Here is an 18591-nt window from a genome sequence, read left to right on the forward strand (position 1 = left end):
TGAATGACTAGATCAAACTGCCCTTCCCGGTCTTCAGACCAATCAGGCGGGCGATTGCGATGATATGTCACTCTTTCGCACTGAGTAACTGCGACAGCGATCAAACTCATCACCCTGTAAAAGGTCTAAGCAGGACTCCCAGTTCATCTCCGAAGATTACTCTTTCCGACTAAATGCACTTGCTATTGTTGACATCAGATCATTGAAGCGGTCGCCTTGAATTGCGACATGATTGCGAAGCAGTTCACGAGCGGCAGAGGCGTCGCCTGCAACGATAGCATCAAGGATTTCAGTGTGTTCCTGAATTGAAGTACGCATACGATTATGGATGCGCAATTGTAAGCGCCGTTAAGGTCGCAGGCATATGTGCAGCATGAGGCATTGTTCGGCAAGGAAGCCCCAATGACTGGCGGCGTAGATAACCTTATGGAACTGCTCATTATCGTAATAATAGCGGTCTTTATCCTCGCTGTTCGCGGAATTTGCGCATGGTTCATGAGCCGCCAACAGGGCCAGTTTGTCGTCCGTGGTAAAGCGCTGCGCCGCACGTGCTCGGGCAGCCCCTCCAGTTCCGACGTGACTGCGAACTTTTCGAGAATTTGATGGCGTTGAGGATTCGGCGAGCAGGGTTTGGAAAACAACCCCCTTTGTGCGAAGCGCGCGCCAAGCCCTCTGAGGTGCGCTGCGGCAATCAGGAGCAACGCTCTGCAGAGTCCCCAGGAATAAGAATGGATACGATGGCGCCCCCGCCAGGCCGGTTTTGGAGTTCGAGCTTTCCACCATGGGCTGCCGCTATCGCCTGCACAACCGAAAGGCCCAGTCCGGTTCCTCCGGTGGCCCGCGAACGAGACGCGTCCCCTCGCCAGAAGGGATTGACGTTTATGTCGCCCATATTTTCAGGAAAGCCGGGACCTCGATCCAGGACGCGTATGGCGATGAAGCCATCAGTGGTCAGTTCAGTCTGGCATCGCAACACTCCGCCACCGGCAGCATAACGGCAGGCATTTTCCAGAAGCGCGAGTATGGCCTGCCGAATACGCTGGCGATCGGCTATCGCTGTCCTTGGCGACAATTCCTTTTCGACAGTAAGCTTGCTTGCTTCGAGCATCGGCTTGGCTGAATCGATTACGGCGTCCACCAGTTCCGCCACTTCAAAGCGCTCGCGGTCCATGACGAGTTTTTGTCCTATCGCCAGCGACAGCGTTCGCAGATCCTCGACAAGACGGGACAACCCCTCCACCTGCAGCAAAAGGCTCGCCACCGTCTTCGTGTCCATCGGAAATACGCCGTCCACCATGCCCTGCATGGAGCCACGCAATATGGTCAGTGGTGTGCGCAACTCATGTGCTACAGCCATATTGTTGAAGCGCAGACGTTCTTCCATAGTTTCAAGGCTGGTTGCCAATGCATTGAAGCTTTCGATAAGGCTCTTGACCTCCACCGTGCTCGTATGAGATTCCGCCAGCCGGACGGTAAAGTCCCCCGATTTTAGCCCCTCCGCTACCTGCGTCAGCTGCTCCAGAGGCCGAGCGATCCGTCGCGCCAGATATATTCCGATGACACTGCAAATAAGCGCCGAAAACAGACCGCAGACAAGCACGGACAAGTAGAGCTGAAAGTCGACCGGATCAGAAAGACCATCAAGATGGTCGAACAGTTCCCTGATCGCGGCAGGTTCCGGAACGATGCCGGAATTCATATCGCGGTAAGCCTGCGCCGCATTGGCGGGCAGGCTCTTTACTACGCCCTCTTCCAGATAAGCGGCATAAGAGGTCACCCCCAGATAGGCCAGTCCGACACTGAGCACCAGCATGGCAGCAATTATGATGGCAGTCAGCGTGGCAAGAGGGAGCGTGGGTAGCTTCATTTGGGGTCTGCCAAGCGATAACCGATGCCACGGACGGCGGGGAAGAAATCCTTCTGCCCAAGTGCTTCGAGCTTCTTTCGCAGATTGGATATGTGCGTATCCACCGTGCGGACCAGCGCGTCGCTTTCCGGCAGGCAGGCATCGAGAATATCGGCACGGTCGAAGGCGTGCGTGGGACGTCGCACCATGTAAGCAAGAATTCTGAATTCGCTGAGTGTTAATTGGAGGGCAATCCGTTCTCCGTTACAATTGACGAAAGCCGAGTAGGCATTGAAATCCACTTCAATCGCCCCGAAGCGGCGGAGCGTCTCCTGCTGATCGCCTTTTGTACGGCGGAGCACCGCCTTGACGCGAGCTACAACCTCCTGCGGATTGAAGGGTTTGACGACATAATCGTCCGCACCGAGGCGAAGTCCGCTGAGCCGGTCTATGTCTTCGGCCAGCGCGGTCACCATGATGACCGGCGTGTTTTTGGTTTGTCGCAGACGTGCAAGCACGGCAAAACCATCAAGCTTGGGAATGCGAACATCGAGCAGAACGATATCCGGCGACAGCAGCGCGTGATGTTGCAGCGCCGTTTCGCCATCGGCGGCCCGCACCGTGCGATAGCCCTCCCGCACGAGATAGGCATCCAGGATTTGCGCAATTTCCGGCTCATCCTCCACAATAAGAACGAGACTGTTGTCCACTGGCGGCTCCAGATATAGGTCGTTGATAATAATCCCGGTAAAATCTGCGCGGACTATGACCGGCAAATCCTCAACGTGCAATTTCCAAACAATATGCGCGCCATCCGAAGATCGGTTTTAGACACTTTGCCGGTTCGATCTTCGCAGAGTCTTGATAATCGGCCTTCAAATCGCGGTCGTTCAACTCTTTCGAGGTGTCGACATGCAGGAAACTATCCTTGGCTCAAGCGATTCTCATTCGGCAGCCAGCGTTCCCGAACATTACAAGTCTGCGTCCCGCCAGACGCAGTTTGTGGTTCGCTCTATTCTTGCTGCAAGCTTCATCCTCGTGGTGTTTCCGTCGGTCGACCTCACCATCTCGCGCGTTTTTGCGGACGGCCATGGGTTTCCATTGTCTGAGAATCCGTTTTTGAAAGCTGTGCGCGATATAAACCGGCAGGGCTTGATCTACCTTTTGCCTTTGATGCTACTCTCAACGGGCTTGTATGCCTTCTTGCCGCGCAAATTCTCCTTCTGCCCGCCGCATAAAGCCCTGTTCGTACTGCTGAGTTTTTTAGTCGGTCCGCTCGTCACAGTACAGTTTCTGAAGAACACCATTGGAAGAGCTCGTCCGCGCGAAATCGTCGAATTCGGTGGAACCGCCGATTTTACGCCCGTATGGCAATATGCGGCCGCTTGCAGGCACAGTTGCTCCTTTCCCTCGGGCGAGGCCGCGGTAGCCGCCGCAACCCTGTCGCTTATCGTCTTCGTTCCCTTGCAATGGCGATCCGTAGGAACTGTGGTCGCAGTTCCGATCCTGTTCTTCGTTTCCTTCAACAGGGTTATCTTCGGCGCTCATTTCCTGTCCGATGTCATAGTCGCCTGGGGGCTGGTCCTGTGCCTGATGATGTGGCTCTGGCGACGAATTTCCAGCCAGGCGAGGGCGATCGACAACGGCGTAAAGCAATTCGGCATGCGGTTTTACGCTCGCCGAGCACACGACAATTCTCCATCGAACCTTGACAAAGCTGACGAAAATTCCGGCACGCATCCTACCCGCCGTAACGGACAATGATCATGCTGGCTGAACAACTTTCCCATTCGACGTCCGCCACAAGAAGGCCTGAACCAGGCCAACCCCATCATAGTGCCGAGCCAAGCAACCAGAATGTGCCCCTGAAGCATCTGGCTGCTTCCCATTCGATGTTGCGGCAGACGGTCAGCATTTTTTCGCGACTGAAGTTCCGCAAAACTCTGGCTTTCATGCTTAGAAGCAGTCTGTCGCCTAGACTCACTCTTCGCTGGCTTAGATTTCTCGGTGAATACACCGAGCAGCACACCTTCGCTCCGCCTCACGACGATCTTATCCGCAAATCCCTCTCGTCATTCCTCGTGCATCGGATGGCGTGGAAAACCCGGTTCAACATTCTCACCCAGCATTTCGAACTGGCACGGCAGTTATTGTGCCCACACGTATTGCAAGCGCTCTGGCGAGGCGAAAAGATCGAGCTTGGGACGATTTGTGGCCGGGAACGCGCGTATCACCTCCAATTGCTGCTTTCCGATCATTGCGGCAGTCGGCACGAAGGCGCGTTTACGGTGCGCCTGGTGGACGCGACAGATGACGCACTTCTCTGCATGGCGAGCTTCGTGTTCGTGCGTCGTCCGGGCCAATCATACAGTCTGATCGTCGGCGGATTGCAAGGGTCGGCCCGTGCAGACGCCAAACGCGCGGTAATTTCCGCAACCCGTGATCTCGGCGGTTTGCGACCGAAAGATGCGATCATGCTCGTGCTGAAAGGTTTGATAGCGCACGGCGCCACTTCCTATCTGATTGCAGTCAGCAACTCCAACCATGTCATCAATCACCGCACCTCGAAACGGCGAAAAAGAAAGCTGCCGGATCTGAATGCGTATTGGCTTGATCGTGGCGGAGTTCCCTTTCCCCCGTTTGGGTTTCGGATTCCCGCCGATCCCGCAATTAACGAAGGATGCGGCAGCCGACGCAGCAACACAAAAATCGCTTTCTGGAAAATTGGAGCGAACCTGATTACGCGCAAGGGCAATAATTAACAGGCCTGCCGCAGATCGCCTACCGGTTTGAAGATGAAACAGTTTGAGGAAAGACCAGCCTCATGCGTGCGCCGCCCGAGCTGGCTTCACCCACTTCAATGGTTCCCTCATGAAGCGCCATGATCTGTTGGACAAGATTAAGCCCAAGGCCCGCCCCGGGGCCTTGGTCATCAAGGCGACTAAAGGGCTCAAAGATGCTCCTTCTCATATCCGAAGGAATACCTTTGCCCTCGTCAGCAACTTCAATCACGGCTGGCCTCAGAACGCTTATTGCAATCGTCCCTTGCTTATCTCCATGATCAATCGCGTTCTGAAACAGATTGGTAATGGCACGCTCTATCGCCTGACGATCACCACGGACGTTAATGACTTCGGCATCGTTATCGAAAACCACGTCGTGTCCAGCAGCGAATGCGAGCGGCGCCATATCCGAAATCACCTGCCGGGCAGCGGAGACAATATCTACCGCATGAAACTTGTTTGACTGCCCTTCCAGTCGCTGAAGGTCGAGAAGCTGGCCCGCCAAAGTTCCAAGCCGGGCCACATCGCGCGTGAGGCCAGATTTCACTTCGTTTTCCGGCAGGGCATGCAGTCGGGCGGAGAGGATTGCGATCGGGGTTCTCAATTCGTGCGCCGCCTGTGCCAAAAAACGCTGCTGACGCGAGTATCCTTGATCAAGGCGCTCCAGTGCGCCGTTGAACGCGTCCACCAATGGTGAAAGCTCGGCAGGAACATCCTCAGTAGACAGACGGATTCCACGCCGCTCAGGCTCGATTTGCGAGGCTTTCTCAGCGATTGCCGAGGCTCCCCTCAATGTCATACGCACAACCAGCGGAATGACCAGCAAGGCTGCCATGGCGGCAAGGAGAAGACCCGGAAGAACGAGCATCTTGAATCCTTCCCCGACCGCTTCGGCCAGCCGCCCGAAGGTGAGACCACCTCCCGTGCTTGCCATGATCAGAATGCGCCCCACAGATGTGTCTTCCCGTCTTATGACGGCATCGGGCCTGGAAGCCCCGGCCTTATCGTCGCCAAGACGGGCTTCCAGCACGTTCGACAGGGCGTTGCTCATTGTCCGGTAGGCGTCTGGCACGGTGCCTTCAATAAGCTGATTGCCGGAAGCATCGTGAATGATAAACCAGAGCGATTTTTCATCTCGACGCAACGCCGCCAGTCCAGACGTGTTTTTCAGGGTTAGATGCCCGTCCCCGTCACGGCTCACCGCCTCCTTGATGACGTCTATTACGCCTCGATCGTAGCGTTCGTGAACAAAACCCGACAGCCAGAGAAATGCAACGAAAAGTGCCAGCGCTGATAGAACGATAAACGCCTGTGCGAAGACGATCCGAGTAATAAGCTGCCACTTCAGAGAAGAGGGTAGTTTTTTCAATTAACGGTCTCGCGCAAAAGATAGCCCACACCCCGCACACCGTTCAGCGTGACGCCCGCAGCCGCCGCTGCCAGCTTTCGACGCACGCGCGAGACATGCGTGTCGAGAGCGTTTGGCTCCACTTCATCGTTCATGCCGAAAACCGCTTCCATCAGAACTGGCCTTTGCACCATACGTCCTTTTCGGCGCATCAAGGCCTCAAGCACAAGCAGTTCCCGGCGCGGCATGGAAAGCGGAGTCTCGCCCACAAAAGCCTCGCGGGCGATGAAATCAAAGGACACACGGCCGAGTCGGACAATGTCAGGGCGAACATCGCCATTGCGGCGCAATATTGCCCGCAACCGCGCCATGAGTTCATCGAAAGCAAAGGGTTTGCCCAGATAGTCGTCAGCACCGCTATCGAGGCCGTGAATGCGATCCGGCAAATCGCCATTTGCAGTCAGAACCAGAACCGGGATCGAACTGCCGCGGCCGCGCAATCTTCGCAGCACGGACAATCCATCCCCGTCGGGCAGACGGCGGTCCAGAATGACGGCATCGTAGCAATCTTCCGCGAGCATATGTTCGGCTTCAGCACAGGTAGCGACAGTGTCCGCCACCATGTTTTGCGACGTTAGAACCTGTTCCAACATCGACGCCAGTTCGCGTTCATCCTCAACCACCAGAATTCGCATCTGCCGTGCCTTTTCCTGCTCGCATTTGCTCGGTGTACCCATCGTGTCTGGCATCAGGCTGGCATCGGCCAACGGTTCCCGAAGCCCCGGCCTATTTTACGATTACACGCGACCCGGACGACAGGTCTTTGACAGGTGAAGCTTCGAAATTGCAGCGGTTCTGCCGGACGAATCGGAGAACAGTTTTCACGAGGAGCCGCCGAATGCCAATTGCAGATTTCGTTCCCTTCTTTGCTGCATGGTTGCGCAATCCGCTGCTAACTGCCGCAATAGCACCGTCCGGGCCGTCTCTTGCCCGGTTGATCACGCGCGAAATCAGCCCGGGCACCGGCCCCGTCATCGAATTGGGCCCTGGAACGGGCGTATTCACTTATGCTCTGCTCAAACGAGGCGTCGATCCCCGCGATCTGATACTGATCGAATTCAATCCGGATTTTGTGAGTATGTTACGCAAACGCTTTCCGCGTTCAACTGTCATTCAGGCCGACGCGACACAACTCGCCGCGCTCGACCTTTTACCGCCGGGGTCCTGCAAGAACATCGTCAGCGGTCTCGGCCTATTGGCGATGGATAAAGTGCAGGTGGAAGCGGTCTTGCGGGGGAGCTTCCACTATCTCGCGCAGCTCGGTTCATTCTATCAGTTCACCTACGCCATGCGTTGTCCCGTCCATACAGAACTGCTCTCTGCACTCGGACTCAAAACGGAAGAGATTGGCCGCTCGTTCCGCAATATCCCACCGGCGTCGGTGCACAAGTTCCAAAGACAAAGAACTGACGTCTGATCGCGGCTCGAAGAAAATTAACCGCGCGTGAAGCAAAAGAGCGGCTCGCGCCGCTCCTTTTTCCTTATTTCTGTTTCAAGACCGGCAGTGACTCCACTGCTGTCGGAATCTTGATCGTCAGAAGTTCCTTGACATCAAGGTCGAGGTCCTTGAGGGAAACTCCCCGCAGGATTTGTTCCTCATAGGTCTTGACGTAGTACACGTCATTCTTCATGTCGGCGACCGTCGACAACTGCGTATAATCAACAGGCTTGTCTTCCTCACCCGCTTCGCCCTGAACAAGGCCGATCGGGATATCGAAACTGTTCAAAATGTGTTCCGCCAGGCGCACGCTCTCGATGCCGCTTCCTACGCTGCGAGCCGATAGAAGATTGGCGCTGGCACGAACAAAGCGCGACGGTGGCGTCATATCGCCCGGTACGCCGAGCATGCCAGATCCCTCGCCCAGCTGCTTGATGGTTTCATTGTTGATTTTCAGCGCCTTGACATTCTTTGGCGACAGATTCACGTAGTTGCGCAGATTTGTCATATGCCAGTCGAATGTAGGCGCGTTGGTCAAGACACTTAGCGGATTGTCATAGACCTTCAGCTTGCCATCGACCGGTTCAATCACTATCGACGCGCCGGTTGTGTCGTGCAGCGTGTAATGGACCGGTGGGACGAAGCCCATATCAGACTGCTTGACGCCCACGACGGCTACCGTTTCGAGCGCAGCTTTCACTTCTGCCACTGTCGAGAAATTGCCCAGCGCCCAGCTCAGGAAATCCCATGGGCGAGGCTGTTTTCCGGCTTTACAGAGGACGGATCAGGATACTGCGCAAAATCCGGGAAATAGAGGATGCCACCCGCAAGACCTTTTTCGTTCATGCCATCGATCAGTGCCGGGAGGCCAAAGGCGTTCATGCCTACAGCCGCATACTTGGCATTCCACGTCTTCCCTGCGGTATCGGCCGAAAGCTGCGAAGTCATTTTGAAGTTGCGCGGGATCATGATCATTTTGGAATCGATATTAAAACCCAACTCCATCGTGCGCCCGTAAACGAAACTGCCGTCTTTTGTCGGAAGAATGAAACTGGTGCATGCATAAGCAGCCTGAGGCAGGATAAGACCTGCAGTCACAAGCGCTACAGCAACGCCGCGCGCCAACATTCGACGGGAAGATTTCCAGATTGAATAACTGCCAGACATGCTTTCTCCTCGCACCAGCGGCGCCTTAAAAAATAAGTGCCGTGCAGGGAGAAAAATGCAACCAAAAGTAATGATTGCCTCCCCTTAACGAAACTGAATCAACCAGCGTGGTTATACGCATCAAGTATTACCGGAACAAGTTAGAACGCATGTTTTGGTTAATCGTAAAATTACTAACTGATTATTGTTTATGACTTATGATTGAAATATTAGGTAAATGTAATTTATTGGCTTAGTACTAGCAGGGGAACCTGCTCAGAAAGCCTATGCAGGGTGCCTGGCGACTGGAAAACCCAATTGGCGGTTCCTAGCTTTGGGAGCCGTAATTCCATCGGGTTCTTCAGCGCACCTTGAGGGTCACTCACCTATGTTCTGATATTCCACATCTGGATGATGACTGTCGTGGAGTGGCGTAACAGGCGAGAAGGTTCCCTAACACCGCCCGATCACAACGAACTATCAAGCTTAGGGTGAAACGGGCGGGACCCCGACTGGCACCTGTTTACCTCATCATCGCCGCCACGTTGCCGCCATCAACGGTTATGACAGCGCCAGTGGATGCGCGTGCCTGCACCAGATGCAGAACCGCCTCGGCAACGTCCTCGCCAGAGACTTCACGCTTCAGCAAATTGCCGCGCATATAGACTTCCGGGGTCACACCACGTGCCCGCGCACGCTCATCGACCATTTCGTCGGTCATCAGGCCCGTGCGTATTCGATCTGGATTGACCGCGTTTACCGTAATGCCATCAGCGGCATGCTCCAGGGAATATTGACGCATCAGTGCCATCAATGCCGCCTTCGATGTGCCATAAGGGCCGAAATCAGGCCCCGGGTTTACGGCCTGCTTGCTGACATTGAACACGATGGCACCGCCGGTGCCTTGCTTCTGCATGACCTTGATCGCAGCCCGCGCAATATAATGATGGCTCCAGAAATTGAGATCGAACGCAGCCTTGAACAGATCGTCATCGACAGAGGTCAAAGCGCCCTGAAAAGCTGCACCCGCATTGGAGACGAGTATATCAACCCCGCCAAATTTTGCGGCGATCTGTGCAAGTGCATTGTCCGCCGCAACGGGATCAGTCAGGTCACATGCAAGGGCAAAGCCACCCAGCCGCTTCGCTTCCGCGGCTACACGCTCCCCATCGATGTCAATCAGCGCAAGTTCCGCACCCTGATTTTTCAGTTGCTCCGCGATAGCCAGACCGAGACCGCCTGCTCCGCCTGTCACGACCGCCACCTGCCGAGTGAGCGGCTTTTCGGTCTGCTTGGTAAGCTTTGCCTGTTCCAGTGACCAGTATTCGATGTCAAAAAGGTCTTCTTCGGAAAGTGCTTCAAAACGGTCGATACCTTCGGCACCGCGAATGACCTCAATCGTCGCTTCGGCGACGTCCGCGCAGACGCCAGCGGATTTCTGCGTGTTTCCAGCCGCAAAAAGTCCCACACCCTCGACATAGAAAACGCGCGGCATCGGATCGAGCATCTTCTTGCCGCCGCCGACACGCGCATTGTTACGCTCGAAATAGGCCGTGTAGTCGGCCGCATAGGCGGCCACCGCCTCTTTTACGCCGACTGTCCACGCTTCAAAGTTATCGGCTTCCGGCCTTGGCAGCGCCACGCCATAGCGCTTGATATGAATGACATGTTCTGGTGTCGCATTCCCGCACCGCACCAGATCCGCGATGTTCGGCGCACCGCAAAAATCAAGAATATCGTCATTAGAGCGGTGCTCGAGAATGAAGCGGCGCGGCCGTCCCTCTCCCCTGCCAGGGAGTGCAATCGCTCCACGCAATAGAGGTGCGATTTCCTCCGCCGAGGCCAGGGTTTTAGCCGATCGTGCTGCGCTCGCCGTTCCGAATGGGCGTGACCTGCCTTCCGCGATGCGCTTTTCAGCACGGTCAATCGCGGCAATCATATTTTCATAGGCTTCACGCGGGTCCTCCGACCAGGTGAAAATACCGTGCTTCAGCAAGATCATGCCGGGTGCATCGGGCCTTGCGGAAAATGCCTTCAGACACGCCTTCGAAAGATCGAAGCCCGGCATGACATAAGGCACGATAATCATCTCCGGGAATAGTTCCCGAATGATCTCTTCGCCCCGCGGCTGATTGGTAAGCGCCACGATCGCGTTGGCGTGCGTGTGGTCGACATGCTTGAATGGCAGGATCGCATGAAGGATGGCTTCCACGGATGGATTGGGCGCTGCGGGATCGAGCAGCAAGCGGCGTTGCAGCATGACCATATCGTCATCCGACAAGGTTTCGTAGTTCACCATCGCTTTCAACGGTTCCAGATGCAGAGCGGGGAGACCTGCCGGCTCAATCCTGCCCATGTCCCACCCACTGCCCTTGACGCACAGTACGGAAACTTCACTGCCGTCATGATCAATCAGCGTGGTCTTGACCGAGGTGTTGCCGCCGCCGTGCAAAACCAGCTTGGGCTCGGAACCGAGAAGACGCGTGGTATAAGTACGGATCGCGACATCGCGGTTCACGCCTGCCCGTTCATACACACCGACAATCCTGTCGAAATCCGCTTGTGACCAATTCGATTTCATCCGCCGTTCCCTTAGCTGCAAGCCTGCGCATTGAAGTGCAGACACAAAGGCGCCATCGTGGAAAACCTCGCATTTTCCACGGCGCAACAAAGACTTGTGGAGATTCCTCTTCCTCTCATATACAATTGACACCAATAACTGACATTAGTCAACTCGATTGATTGTCGTGTTGATCGAAAGGGTTTTCTGTGCAACTCAGGAACAACAGAGACAACAGGAAACGAGTATGACATCGGGCGCTCAAACATCGTCTACGCATGCTATCCCGGCCGAGTTCGATGACGCCGTTGTCTGGGCAGCCTGGCTTTATTACGAGAACCAGCTGACCCAGAACGAAATCGCGCAAATGATCGGTGTTTCGCGCGCAACCATCGTCAACTATCTGCAGGAGGCGAGGCAGAGAGGTGTCGTGCGCATCCTGATGAACCCTGAAATCGCGACACGCACGCATATCGCTCGCAAATTGGCGACGCGGTTCGGGCTGGCGGAGGCACTCGTCATTCCATCCGAAAAATCAATCACCGCCGAAGCTCGCCTGAAAGCGCTGGGCGCGGGCGGAGCGCGATTGATGGAGCGTATGGTGAAGCCCGGCGAGACTATCTGCGTCTCATGGGGACGCACGGTACTCGCCATTGCCGATGCAATTTCGCTGCCGCAGCCGATGGAAGGGCTCACGATAGTACAGGTCACAGGCTCATCCATCGGCAAACGGGAGTTTTCCGCAGAGCTTTGCACCTCCATCATGGCGCGCAACATGGGCGCCACCAGCATCAACATGCTGGCCCCTGCCGTGCTCAGCACGGCTGAACTACGAGATGCGCTGATGGGCGAACCTGTACTCCAGCGCCAGTTCGAACTGATCGGCCAGGCCGACATGATTGTTTTCGGCGTCGGCGGTCTTGCTGCCGAAAGCACGATGCGCATTGCGGATGTGACCAGCAATGACGAAATCGACGCTTATGCACGTGAAGGGGCGGCGGCGGTTCTGATCTGCCGCTTCCTTGATCGAGACGGAAAGCAGATTGTCCGCGAGCTCGACCAGCGCGTCATCGGCATCGAGCTTGATGAACTGCGTGGCGTCCCGAACAGGTTGTGCGTTGCAGGTGGCGCGCAAAAGGTCGAAGCAATTCGCGCTGTTCTGGCGGGCGGGTATGCCACGCATCTGGTGACCGATATGGAGGCTGCCGAACGGCTCCTTGCTGATTAGAAGGCGGGGCGGTCTTCTAAACCCACCCGCCTCTGTTAAACTATTGCCGGACAGGCACGGTGTTCATGAACGCCAGCGTCTCGTCGAAGGAGCGAATACCCGCATCCGAGCCGAGGCCTGTTGCAACGAGCGCGGCCGACGCCTGAGCGAAGTTCAAGGCCGCTTTCAAATCCATCTTGTGATGCAAGGCCGCAATGAAACCGGCATCGAAAGCATCGCCGCATCCGGTGGTATCCACGACTTCGATCTGGAAAGCAGGCTGGCGCACGATTTGGCCTGATGCGTCCATGAAACAGACGCCGTCACCGCCGAGCGTGAATACACAATGCTTCACGCCACGCTCAAGAAAGAAGACGCCTGCGCCCTCAACATCCTCAGCACCCGAAATCTGCTTCGCTTCCTCGATGGAAGGCATGAAATAGTCGATATGCGGGAAAAGCGGAGCAATCAGGTCGAGAGTGCCATCATTTGCACCGAGAAGATCGAAGGTCGTCGTTCTTCCGCGTGCCTTCGCTTCAGCAAGAAGCTTTCGGCTGGGTTCGCCATCAAGCTTGGCCAGAAGACCAGTTCCGCCAAGATGGATGATCGGCGGCGCCAGCACTGCATCCAGCGCACTGTCCGCAATCTCGAAATGGTCCGATGCCCCGCGTGCATGCAGAGCCGGACGATCGCCGTTGTGGCGAATATTCAGGATGCTCGCTGAGGTCGGCACGCCTTTGAGACGTTGCATCTGCGCGGTATCGACACCGAACCTTTGTAGCGTCGCAATGACGAAATCGGCTTTCTCGTCGTCTCCAACGGCACCGACGGCCAGACAGTTGAGACCAAGCTTGGCCAGATCGACAACCGTACCGCCAGCGGTACCCGCGACGGTCAACCGAATTTCATCAATGAATTCGACATTCCCGCCCGGTGGAATTGCATCGACCGGTCGACCGAGCACATCAAGAATATAAAGCCCTACGACCGACACATCGTGTGACATGAAACCCTCCCAGAAAATACGTGAGGCCGCACCTGTGCTGTGACAGAAAAGCGCGGCCGATTTGATTTCAACTGCGATTGCGCAAGGCGAAGATCGTACCGGCAAGCAGGATGAAAATGCCCACAATGGCAAGCTGCAGCGTGCTCGGAATTCCCACGAAGATCAGAACGTTGCTGACGATCGTGATCAAAAGCACCCCCAACAGTGTTCCAATCACCGAACCGGAACCACCCGTAATTCGCGCACCGCCGAGCACGACAGCAGCGATGATTTCAAGTTCCATACCGGCAAGATCGAATGGATTGGCGAGACGATTGCTTGAGACGTGAACCACGCCCGCAATACCAGCCAGAAGCCCCGCATAGGCGAAGACGAAAATACGCACGCGGAAGAGATTGATGCCAAGTCGTTCGGCTATGCCCGGATTGCCGCCGACAGCGAAGATTGCCCGTCCCATCAACGTCCGCTCAAGGATGAACCATGTTACCAGCGCGGCGGCAACGAGAACCAGAACCGTGGCTGGTAGTACTGAAACGACGCCGTTCGATGCGTGATGGGTAAAGAGCGAGGCCTTGCCGAAAGCATCCATTGCCGCCGGAATATTCATGAACAGCGCAGTGCCGACAAAGGTCAGCAGAAAGCTGCGGATGACATATTGCGTTCCGATGGTGACGATCAGCGAGGGCGCTTGCAGTTTCTGGACGAGGAGGCCGTTCAGAGCCCCAAACGCCGCGCCGCCCAGAGCCGCAAGGATCAGGGTGATCGTCATCGGCATTTCAGGGAACCAGTTCGTGACCAGCATGGTCAGAGCATACATCACAAAGGCTGCAATAGCCGTGAATGAAACGTCGATCCCACCGGAAGCGAGCACGACCAGCACGCCCATCGCAAACAATCCTCTCACGACGGAAGCGCGTAGAATATCCACGATATTGCTCATCTGAAGGAAATCAGGATTGGCACCGATAACCACCAGACAGGTGACGATAATCAGAAGCAGTGTGAAGATTTCTGGCCGGCGCCCCAGCAGATCCCAGAGACGCGAGCCAATGCCGCCCCGACCCTTATCCGAAACCGAAGCAGATGCGATCTCAGTCATTGTGCCACCTCCTTCGACGTGCTGGCCATGGATTGGTAGATGGCATCTTCGCTCAGGTCCTCGGCAGCGTGCGTAGCGACGATACGGCCCTGACGCATGACGAGAATGCGGTCACAGTTCTGCAAAAGCTCCGGTAAATCATCACTGATGATAATGACGCCCATACCATCATCAGCCAGACGCTGGATGATACGGAAAATCGTGTCCTTCGAGCCTACATCCACCCCCACCGTCGGACCATGCAGGATCAGAAGCTGAGGGTTGATCGTCAGCCATCGGCCGATCAGAACGCGCTGCTGATTGCCTCCGGACAGGGACTGCACCGGTATGGTTACGTCCGGCGCGACGATCTGCAGGTCGGCAACGCTTTGCTCGGCGACGCTACGCGCACGCCGGACGCTAATCACGCCAAGCGCATTGCGCAACCGGTCGAGGATCGGAAGGGTAATGTTGTCCTGAATCGGTTTCTCGAGGAAAAGACCTTCAGTCAGCCGGTCTTCCGGCACGTAACCGATCCCATATTCAATGGCTTGCGCCGTCGACTGCGGTGCGATCTCCTGCCCGTTCAAGCGCATCTTTCCGGTTGTTGCTGTTTTGACACCAGCAAGAGCGAGCGCAAGCTCGTTGCGGCCCGAATCCAGCAGGCCAGTGATACCGAGGATTTCACCTTTTCTAAGCTTGAGTGAAACATCCCGAAATGCCTTGCCATCGCCAAGCTTTTCGACTTCGAGCATGACTTCGCCAAGTTTCGGATCCGTGCGATAGCGTGTTTCGCTGATTTCACGACCGGTCATCCAATGACTGAACTCCGCCTTGCTGTGCAAGGCGACATCAAGCTCGGCAACCTTCAGCCCGTCGCGCATGATGATTGCACGCCCGCCAAGAGACTTGCACTCATCGAGTTTGTGCGTGACGAACAGCACGGCCACACCCTTGCTGCGAAGGCGTTCCACCACATGCAGCAGGTTTTCAACTTCCTGGCGGGTCAACGATGTCGTGGGCTCGTCCATGATGACAAGGCGTGCCTCGGAAGCGACCGCGCGCGCAATGGCGATCAACTGGCGCGTTGCCAGCGGCAGCGTGTCGGTTCGGAGCGAAAGAAACGCATTGTCTGTAGGCAAATGCACTTCCGCAAGCGCCCGCCGCGCAGTTTCGTTCAGAAGCGAAATATTCAACCGGCGGGCAAGACGCCCGGAAGCTTCAACGAGTTGTTCGGTAAATGCTACATTCTCTGCCACTGAGAGATTGGGTAGCAGCGACAGATCCTGATAAACAGTTTCTATTCCTGCACGAAGCGCTCCAATAGCGCCAAGATCGCCAGCCGTTGCACCGGTCGCCTCGCCGTCGATCAGTATCTGCCCCTCATCGGCGGGCTGTGCGCCTGAGAGGATTTTGATCAGCGTGCTCTTGCCGCAACCGTTCTCTCCCATCAAATGGTAGATTTGTCCGGCCTCAATTGTCAGGCTGACGTCTTTGAGTGCTTTTACGCCGCCAAAGGATTTCTTGACGTTTCTGACCTCTAGAAACGGCGGCGCAGAATGTGTCGTTGTATCGGTGGCGAGCATGGCGAATTCCTGAAATTCCGGATGGTCCCTCCAGGGCCGCTGTGGTGCGGGCGGCCCTGGAGGTCAGCGTGGCGCGTTGCTTCGTAGTCAGAACGGGAAGTTCTTGTAGTTGGACTTGTCCGCATCAACCCAGGCCTGGCCCTGGATGATGATGCCCTTGCCCGGCCCCTTGATGACGGTCATCTTCTCGTAACCCGGAACACCCAGATCCATGCCATCCTTGATTTCCTCGCCCTTGAGAACGAGATCGGAGACCTTGTTCATGACGTAGCCGGCATCCTTCGGGTCCCAGAAAAAAATCTGGTCGACAGCACCGCTTTCGAGATATGGACCGGTATCCTTCGGAAGCCCGAGACCGAACACGCAGGTCTTGTCCTGCAGTCCCGCTTCCTCCACGGCACGACCTATGCCGATCACATCGATAGCGGACGATCCCTGAAAGCCCTTGATATCCGGATATTTACGGAGGATTTCCTTGGCCTTTTCATAGGCCCGGTTGGCATCATTGAAGGATTCGTTCTTCTCTGCCACCAGTTCCATATCGGGATACTGCTTGGCGTTTTCGGCACCGGCATCGACCCATTGATTATGCGTGAGGCTGCCAAGCGATCCCACGAACGAGGTCCACTTGCCCGATTTGCCCATGCATTCGGCAAGTTTTTCATTGATACGCGCGCCGAATGCCTTGTTGTCGAAGGCTTCGATATCGACATCGGTATTCACGAGGCTGTCACCCTCATGGGTGATGACCTTGATGCCGCGCTGTGAAGCGCGGCGTAGCACGCCTTCAAGTGCAGAAGGGTCCATCGGCACAACGGCAATCGCCGAGACATTCTTGGCAACGAGGTCTTCGATGATGCGGGTCTGCTGCGCGGCATCAGCCTTTGCCGGGCCCACCTGGCTGGCGCTCACATTGGCATTGTCCTTGCCATAAGCATCAACCCCTTCGTTCATGCGGGTAAACCAGTTTTCACCAGTAACCTTGACTACCGTCACGATGGTCGGCTTGTCTGCCGCGAGTGCGGCGCCGGCCATGACTGTTCCCGCAAGCATCGTGCCCGCTATCAGTTTGGAAAACATGCTCATAAGACTCCTCCATTAATATAAGCAGATTGTTTTTTGGGTCCTCGACTGGCGGCTTCATCCCGGAACCGCAGCCTTGTCGCTATTGTCTTCTGGGCCGCAGCCAGTAGCTGAAGTGCATGCGTGCCGATGCCAGAAGCGCCATCAGCAGAACACCCCAGGCAAGATCGCGGAAGAAATTCGAGATATTCATGAAATTGAACAGGCTTGAGAGTATCTGCAGAGCCGTAGCGGCCAGAAGCACACAGAGTATCTTCCCGCAGCCGCCCTCCGGCTTCACACCGCCCAAGACGGCAATCAGGATCGCAATCAGGACGTAAGACCCGCCATAATCCCACTTCACCGAAGAGTTGCGCGCAGCAATGATGATCCCCGCAACTGAAGCAAGAAGGCCGCACAGCGTATAGGTGATGAGAAGCATGCGCCTTTCATTGATACCGCCATAGCGAGCCGCCTTGGCATTGCTGCCAAGTAGCATCAGTTTCACGCCGAAAGGCGTGTATTTGAGCAGGAATGACAGCGCCAGAGCGATAGCGATAAACAGCGCAAAGCACATCGGAACGCCAAGAACGGGCATGTTGCCGAAATTATCGAGCGGCTCGATAAAGCCCATGCTGACGGCGGAGCCGTTGGTCAGGAACACGGCAATGCCGGTAAAAAGAAGCTGGGTTCCGAGCGTTGCGATCAATGGCGTCAGGCGCGCATAGGCAATCACGATCCCATTGATGACACCGCCGATCAACCCGACGACCAGCGCCAGACCGGCAAATACCCACGAGAAAAGCAGCGGTGCATCGGCAGCCGGAATATAATGGCGTGTCAGCAGAAACGCGACGATGCCGGAAAGATTTGCCAGCGCGATGCCCGAAAGATCGATACCGCCATTGCCTGAAATCATCGCCAGCATGACACCGAAGGCCAGCAGTCCCAATTCGGGAACCTGCGACGCCATCGATTGCAGGTTATAGCTGTCCATGAAATTTGAACCGGCCAGAAAGCCGCCCGCCGCCAGAACGGCGACATTGATCAACGCCAGAAACAGCGTCTGTCGATCTAGGCTGTTCGATGACACGTCCATCCTCCCGCTATCGAAGCATTTCTCGTTCTTCAAACCCTGCCGCCTCCTGACAGGTGATAGCTTGAAGACCGCCTCCACATTTTGACATTTGTCAGACAGTTCTGTCTCTTGTCAACACATTTCCCCTCAACACCGAAATCTTCTCAAAAACGGGAGATCCCTCAGCTGGAAGCGCAATCACGGGCCAGATCTACACTCAAAACCTGCCGATCCGTCTGATTACACTTAACCCATTGAATAGGAACGTTATTGTCGCCGCCCAGCTACCGTCAGGGCTGATGTTGCTTTTCCCCTTTTTGTCCTTCTTACATGAAAGGTTGACATTTGTCGATCATTTATCGAATATTGTCAAAACGACGGCGAGGCCGTTGA

General features: G+C 55.7%; 14 protein-coding genes and 2 pseudogenes. 4 read left to right on the forward strand and 12 right to left on the reverse strand.

The features are described 5' to 3' along the window. Nucleotides 1–156: 156 nt before the first annotated feature. From JNC63_RS11175 to JNC63_RS11185, 3 genes and pseudogenes are all read right to left on the reverse strand, one after another. Nucleotides 157–783: pseudogene (locus JNC63_RS11175) on the reverse strand (GntR family transcriptional regulator). Beyond that, on the reverse strand, nt 692–1867 hold the full coding sequence (locus JNC63_RS11180) for an ATP-binding protein (protein WP_006469754.1): 1176 nt from the start codon (nt 1865–1867) through the stop codon (nt 692–694). The pseudogene JNC63_RS11175 and the gene JNC63_RS11180 overlap by 92 nt, the downstream one beginning before the upstream one ends. Then, nucleotides 1864–2556: a response regulator gene (locus tag JNC63_RS11185; RefSeq protein WP_036565313.1), complete on the reverse strand. Its 693-nt coding sequence runs from the start codon at nt 2554–2556 to the stop codon at nt 1864–1866. Before JNC63_RS11185 ends, JNC63_RS11180 begins: the two co-directional genes overlap by 4 nt. A 202-nt stretch (nt 2557–2758) precedes the next feature. Here JNC63_RS11185 and JNC63_RS11190 point away from each other — a divergent pair, with 202 nt between their 5' ends. Together JNC63_RS11190 and JNC63_RS11195 are read left to right on the forward strand one after the other, a co-directional pair. Continuing rightward, entirely contained in the window at nt 2759–3610 is an 852-nt protein-coding gene (locus JNC63_RS11190; RefSeq protein WP_006471923.1) for a phosphatase PAP2 family protein, read from the forward strand. A 2-nt stretch (nt 3611–3612) separates the two neighbouring features. Next, nucleotides 3613–4608 carry a DUF535 family protein gene (locus tag JNC63_RS11195; RefSeq protein ID WP_247644425.1) on the forward strand — a complete coding sequence of 332 codons (996 nt, stop codon included), beginning with the start codon at nt 3613–3615 and terminating at the stop codon, nt 4606–4608. 19 nt (nt 4609–4627) lie between these two features. On the opposite strand, the gene JNC63_RS11200 is transcribed toward JNC63_RS11195, so the two are convergent. Beyond that, on the reverse strand, nt 4628–5998 hold the full coding sequence (locus JNC63_RS11200; protein ID WP_075041744.1) for a sensor histidine kinase: 1371 nt from the start codon (nt 5996–5998) through the stop codon (nt 4628–4630). Beyond that, nucleotides 5995–6672: a response regulator transcription factor gene (locus tag JNC63_RS11205; RefSeq protein ID WP_075041760.1), complete on the reverse strand. Its 678-nt coding sequence runs from the start codon at nt 6670–6672 to the stop codon at nt 5995–5997. Before JNC63_RS11205 ends, JNC63_RS11200 begins: the two co-directional genes overlap by 4 nt. A gap of 203 nt (nt 6673–6875) precedes the next feature. Between JNC63_RS11205 and JNC63_RS11210 the strand changes: the two genes are divergently transcribed. Then, entirely contained in the window at nt 6876–7454 is a 579-nt protein-coding gene (locus tag JNC63_RS11210) for a class I SAM-dependent methyltransferase (protein ID WP_006471927.1), read from the forward strand. 64 nt (nt 7455–7518) lie between these two features. Here the strand turns inward: JNC63_RS11210 and JNC63_RS11215 are convergent. Further along, nucleotides 7519–8642 (reverse strand): annotated as a pseudogene (locus tag JNC63_RS11215) (linear amide C-N hydrolase). A 502-nt stretch (nt 8643–9144) separates the two neighbouring features. After that, complete coding sequence (locus JNC63_RS11220; protein ID WP_006471928.1) at nt 9145–11202, reverse strand: bifunctional aldolase/short-chain dehydrogenase; 2058 nt, start codon at nt 11200–11202, stop codon at nt 9145–9147. Nucleotides 11203–11428: 226 nt separating this feature from the next. Here JNC63_RS11220 and JNC63_RS11225 point away from each other — a divergent pair, with 226 nt between their 5' ends. Continuing rightward, the gene (locus tag JNC63_RS11225) at nt 11429–12409 is read left to right on the forward strand and encodes a sugar-binding transcriptional regulator (protein ID WP_006471929.1); all 981 of its coding nucleotides are present in this window, start codon (nt 11429–11431) and stop codon (nt 12407–12409) included. A 40-nt stretch (nt 12410–12449) separates the two neighbouring features. On the opposite strand, the gene JNC63_RS11230 is transcribed toward JNC63_RS11225, so the two are convergent. The 5 genes from JNC63_RS11230 to JNC63_RS11250 form a co-directional block, all read right to left on the reverse strand. Further along, nucleotides 12450–13394 (reverse strand): carbohydrate kinase family protein, encoded by a 945-nt coding sequence (locus JNC63_RS11230; protein ID WP_006471930.1) that lies wholly within the window; start codon nt 13392–13394, stop codon nt 12450–12452. A 67-nt stretch (nt 13395–13461) separates the two neighbouring features. Beyond that, entirely contained in the window at nt 13462–14493 is a 1032-nt protein-coding gene (locus tag JNC63_RS11235; RefSeq protein WP_006469743.1) for an ABC transporter permease, read from the reverse strand. Continuing rightward, nucleotides 14490–16058 carry a sugar ABC transporter ATP-binding protein gene (locus JNC63_RS11240; RefSeq protein WP_006469742.1) on the reverse strand — a complete coding sequence of 523 codons (1569 nt, stop codon included), beginning with the start codon at nt 16056–16058 and terminating at the stop codon, nt 14490–14492. The genes JNC63_RS11235 and JNC63_RS11240 overlap by 4 nt, the downstream gene beginning before the upstream one ends. 87 nt (nt 16059–16145) lie before the next feature. Beyond that, complete coding sequence (locus JNC63_RS11245; protein WP_006469741.1) at nt 16146–17144, reverse strand: autoinducer 2 ABC transporter substrate-binding protein; 999 nt, start codon at nt 17142–17144, stop codon at nt 16146–16148. Nucleotides 17145–17223: 79 nt separating this feature from the next. Next, a complete protein-coding gene (locus JNC63_RS11250; RefSeq protein WP_006471931.1) occupies nt 17224–18213 on the reverse strand; it encodes an ABC transporter permease in 990 nt (329 codons plus the stop codon). Nucleotides 18214–18591 lie beyond the last annotated feature (378 nt).

This window comes from Brucella ciceri (genome assembly GCF_041930145.1).
GTDB lineage: Bacteria > Pseudomonadota > Alphaproteobacteria > Rhizobiales > Rhizobiaceae > Brucella > Brucella intermedia.

Excerpts from the sequence above, each read along its gene's own strand:
- JNC63_RS11180 (WP_006469754.1), bottom strand. The coding sequence starts at position 1,867 with ATGAAGCTACCCACGCTCCCTCTTGCCACGCTGACTGCCATCATAATT.
- JNC63_RS11190 (WP_006471923.1), top strand. The coding sequence starts at position 2,759 with ATGCAGGAAACTATCCTTGGCTCAAGCGATTCTCATTCGGCAGCCAGC.
- JNC63_RS11195 (WP_247644425.1), top strand. The coding sequence starts at position 3,613 with ATGCTGGCTGAACAACTTTCCCATTCGACGTCCGCCACAAGAAGGCCT.
- JNC63_RS11205 (WP_075041760.1), bottom strand. The coding sequence starts at position 6,672 with ATGCGAATTCTGGTGGTTGAGGATGAACGCGAACTGGCGTCGATGTTG.
- JNC63_RS11210 (WP_006471927.1), top strand. The coding sequence starts at position 6,876 with ATGCCAATTGCAGATTTCGTTCCCTTCTTTGCTGCATGGTTGCGCAAT.
- JNC63_RS11220 (WP_006471928.1), bottom strand. The coding sequence starts at position 11,202 with ATGAAATCGAATTGGTCACAAGCGGATTTCGACAGGATTGTCGGTGTG.
- JNC63_RS11225 (WP_006471929.1), top strand. The coding sequence starts at position 11,429 with ATGACATCGGGCGCTCAAACATCGTCTACGCATGCTATCCCGGCCGAG.
- JNC63_RS11230 (WP_006471930.1), bottom strand. The coding sequence starts at position 13,394 with ATGTCACACGATGTGTCGGTCGTAGGGCTTTATATTCTTGATGTGCTC.
- JNC63_RS11235 (WP_006469743.1), bottom strand. The coding sequence starts at position 14,493 with ATGACTGAGATCGCATCTGCTTCGGTTTCGGATAAGGGTCGGGGCGGC.
- JNC63_RS11240 (WP_006469742.1), bottom strand. The coding sequence starts at position 16,058 with ATGCTCGCCACCGATACAACGACACATTCTGCGCCGCCGTTTCTAGAG.
- JNC63_RS11245 (WP_006469741.1), bottom strand. The coding sequence starts at position 17,144 with ATGAGCATGTTTTCCAAACTGATAGCGGGCACGATGCTTGCGGGAACA.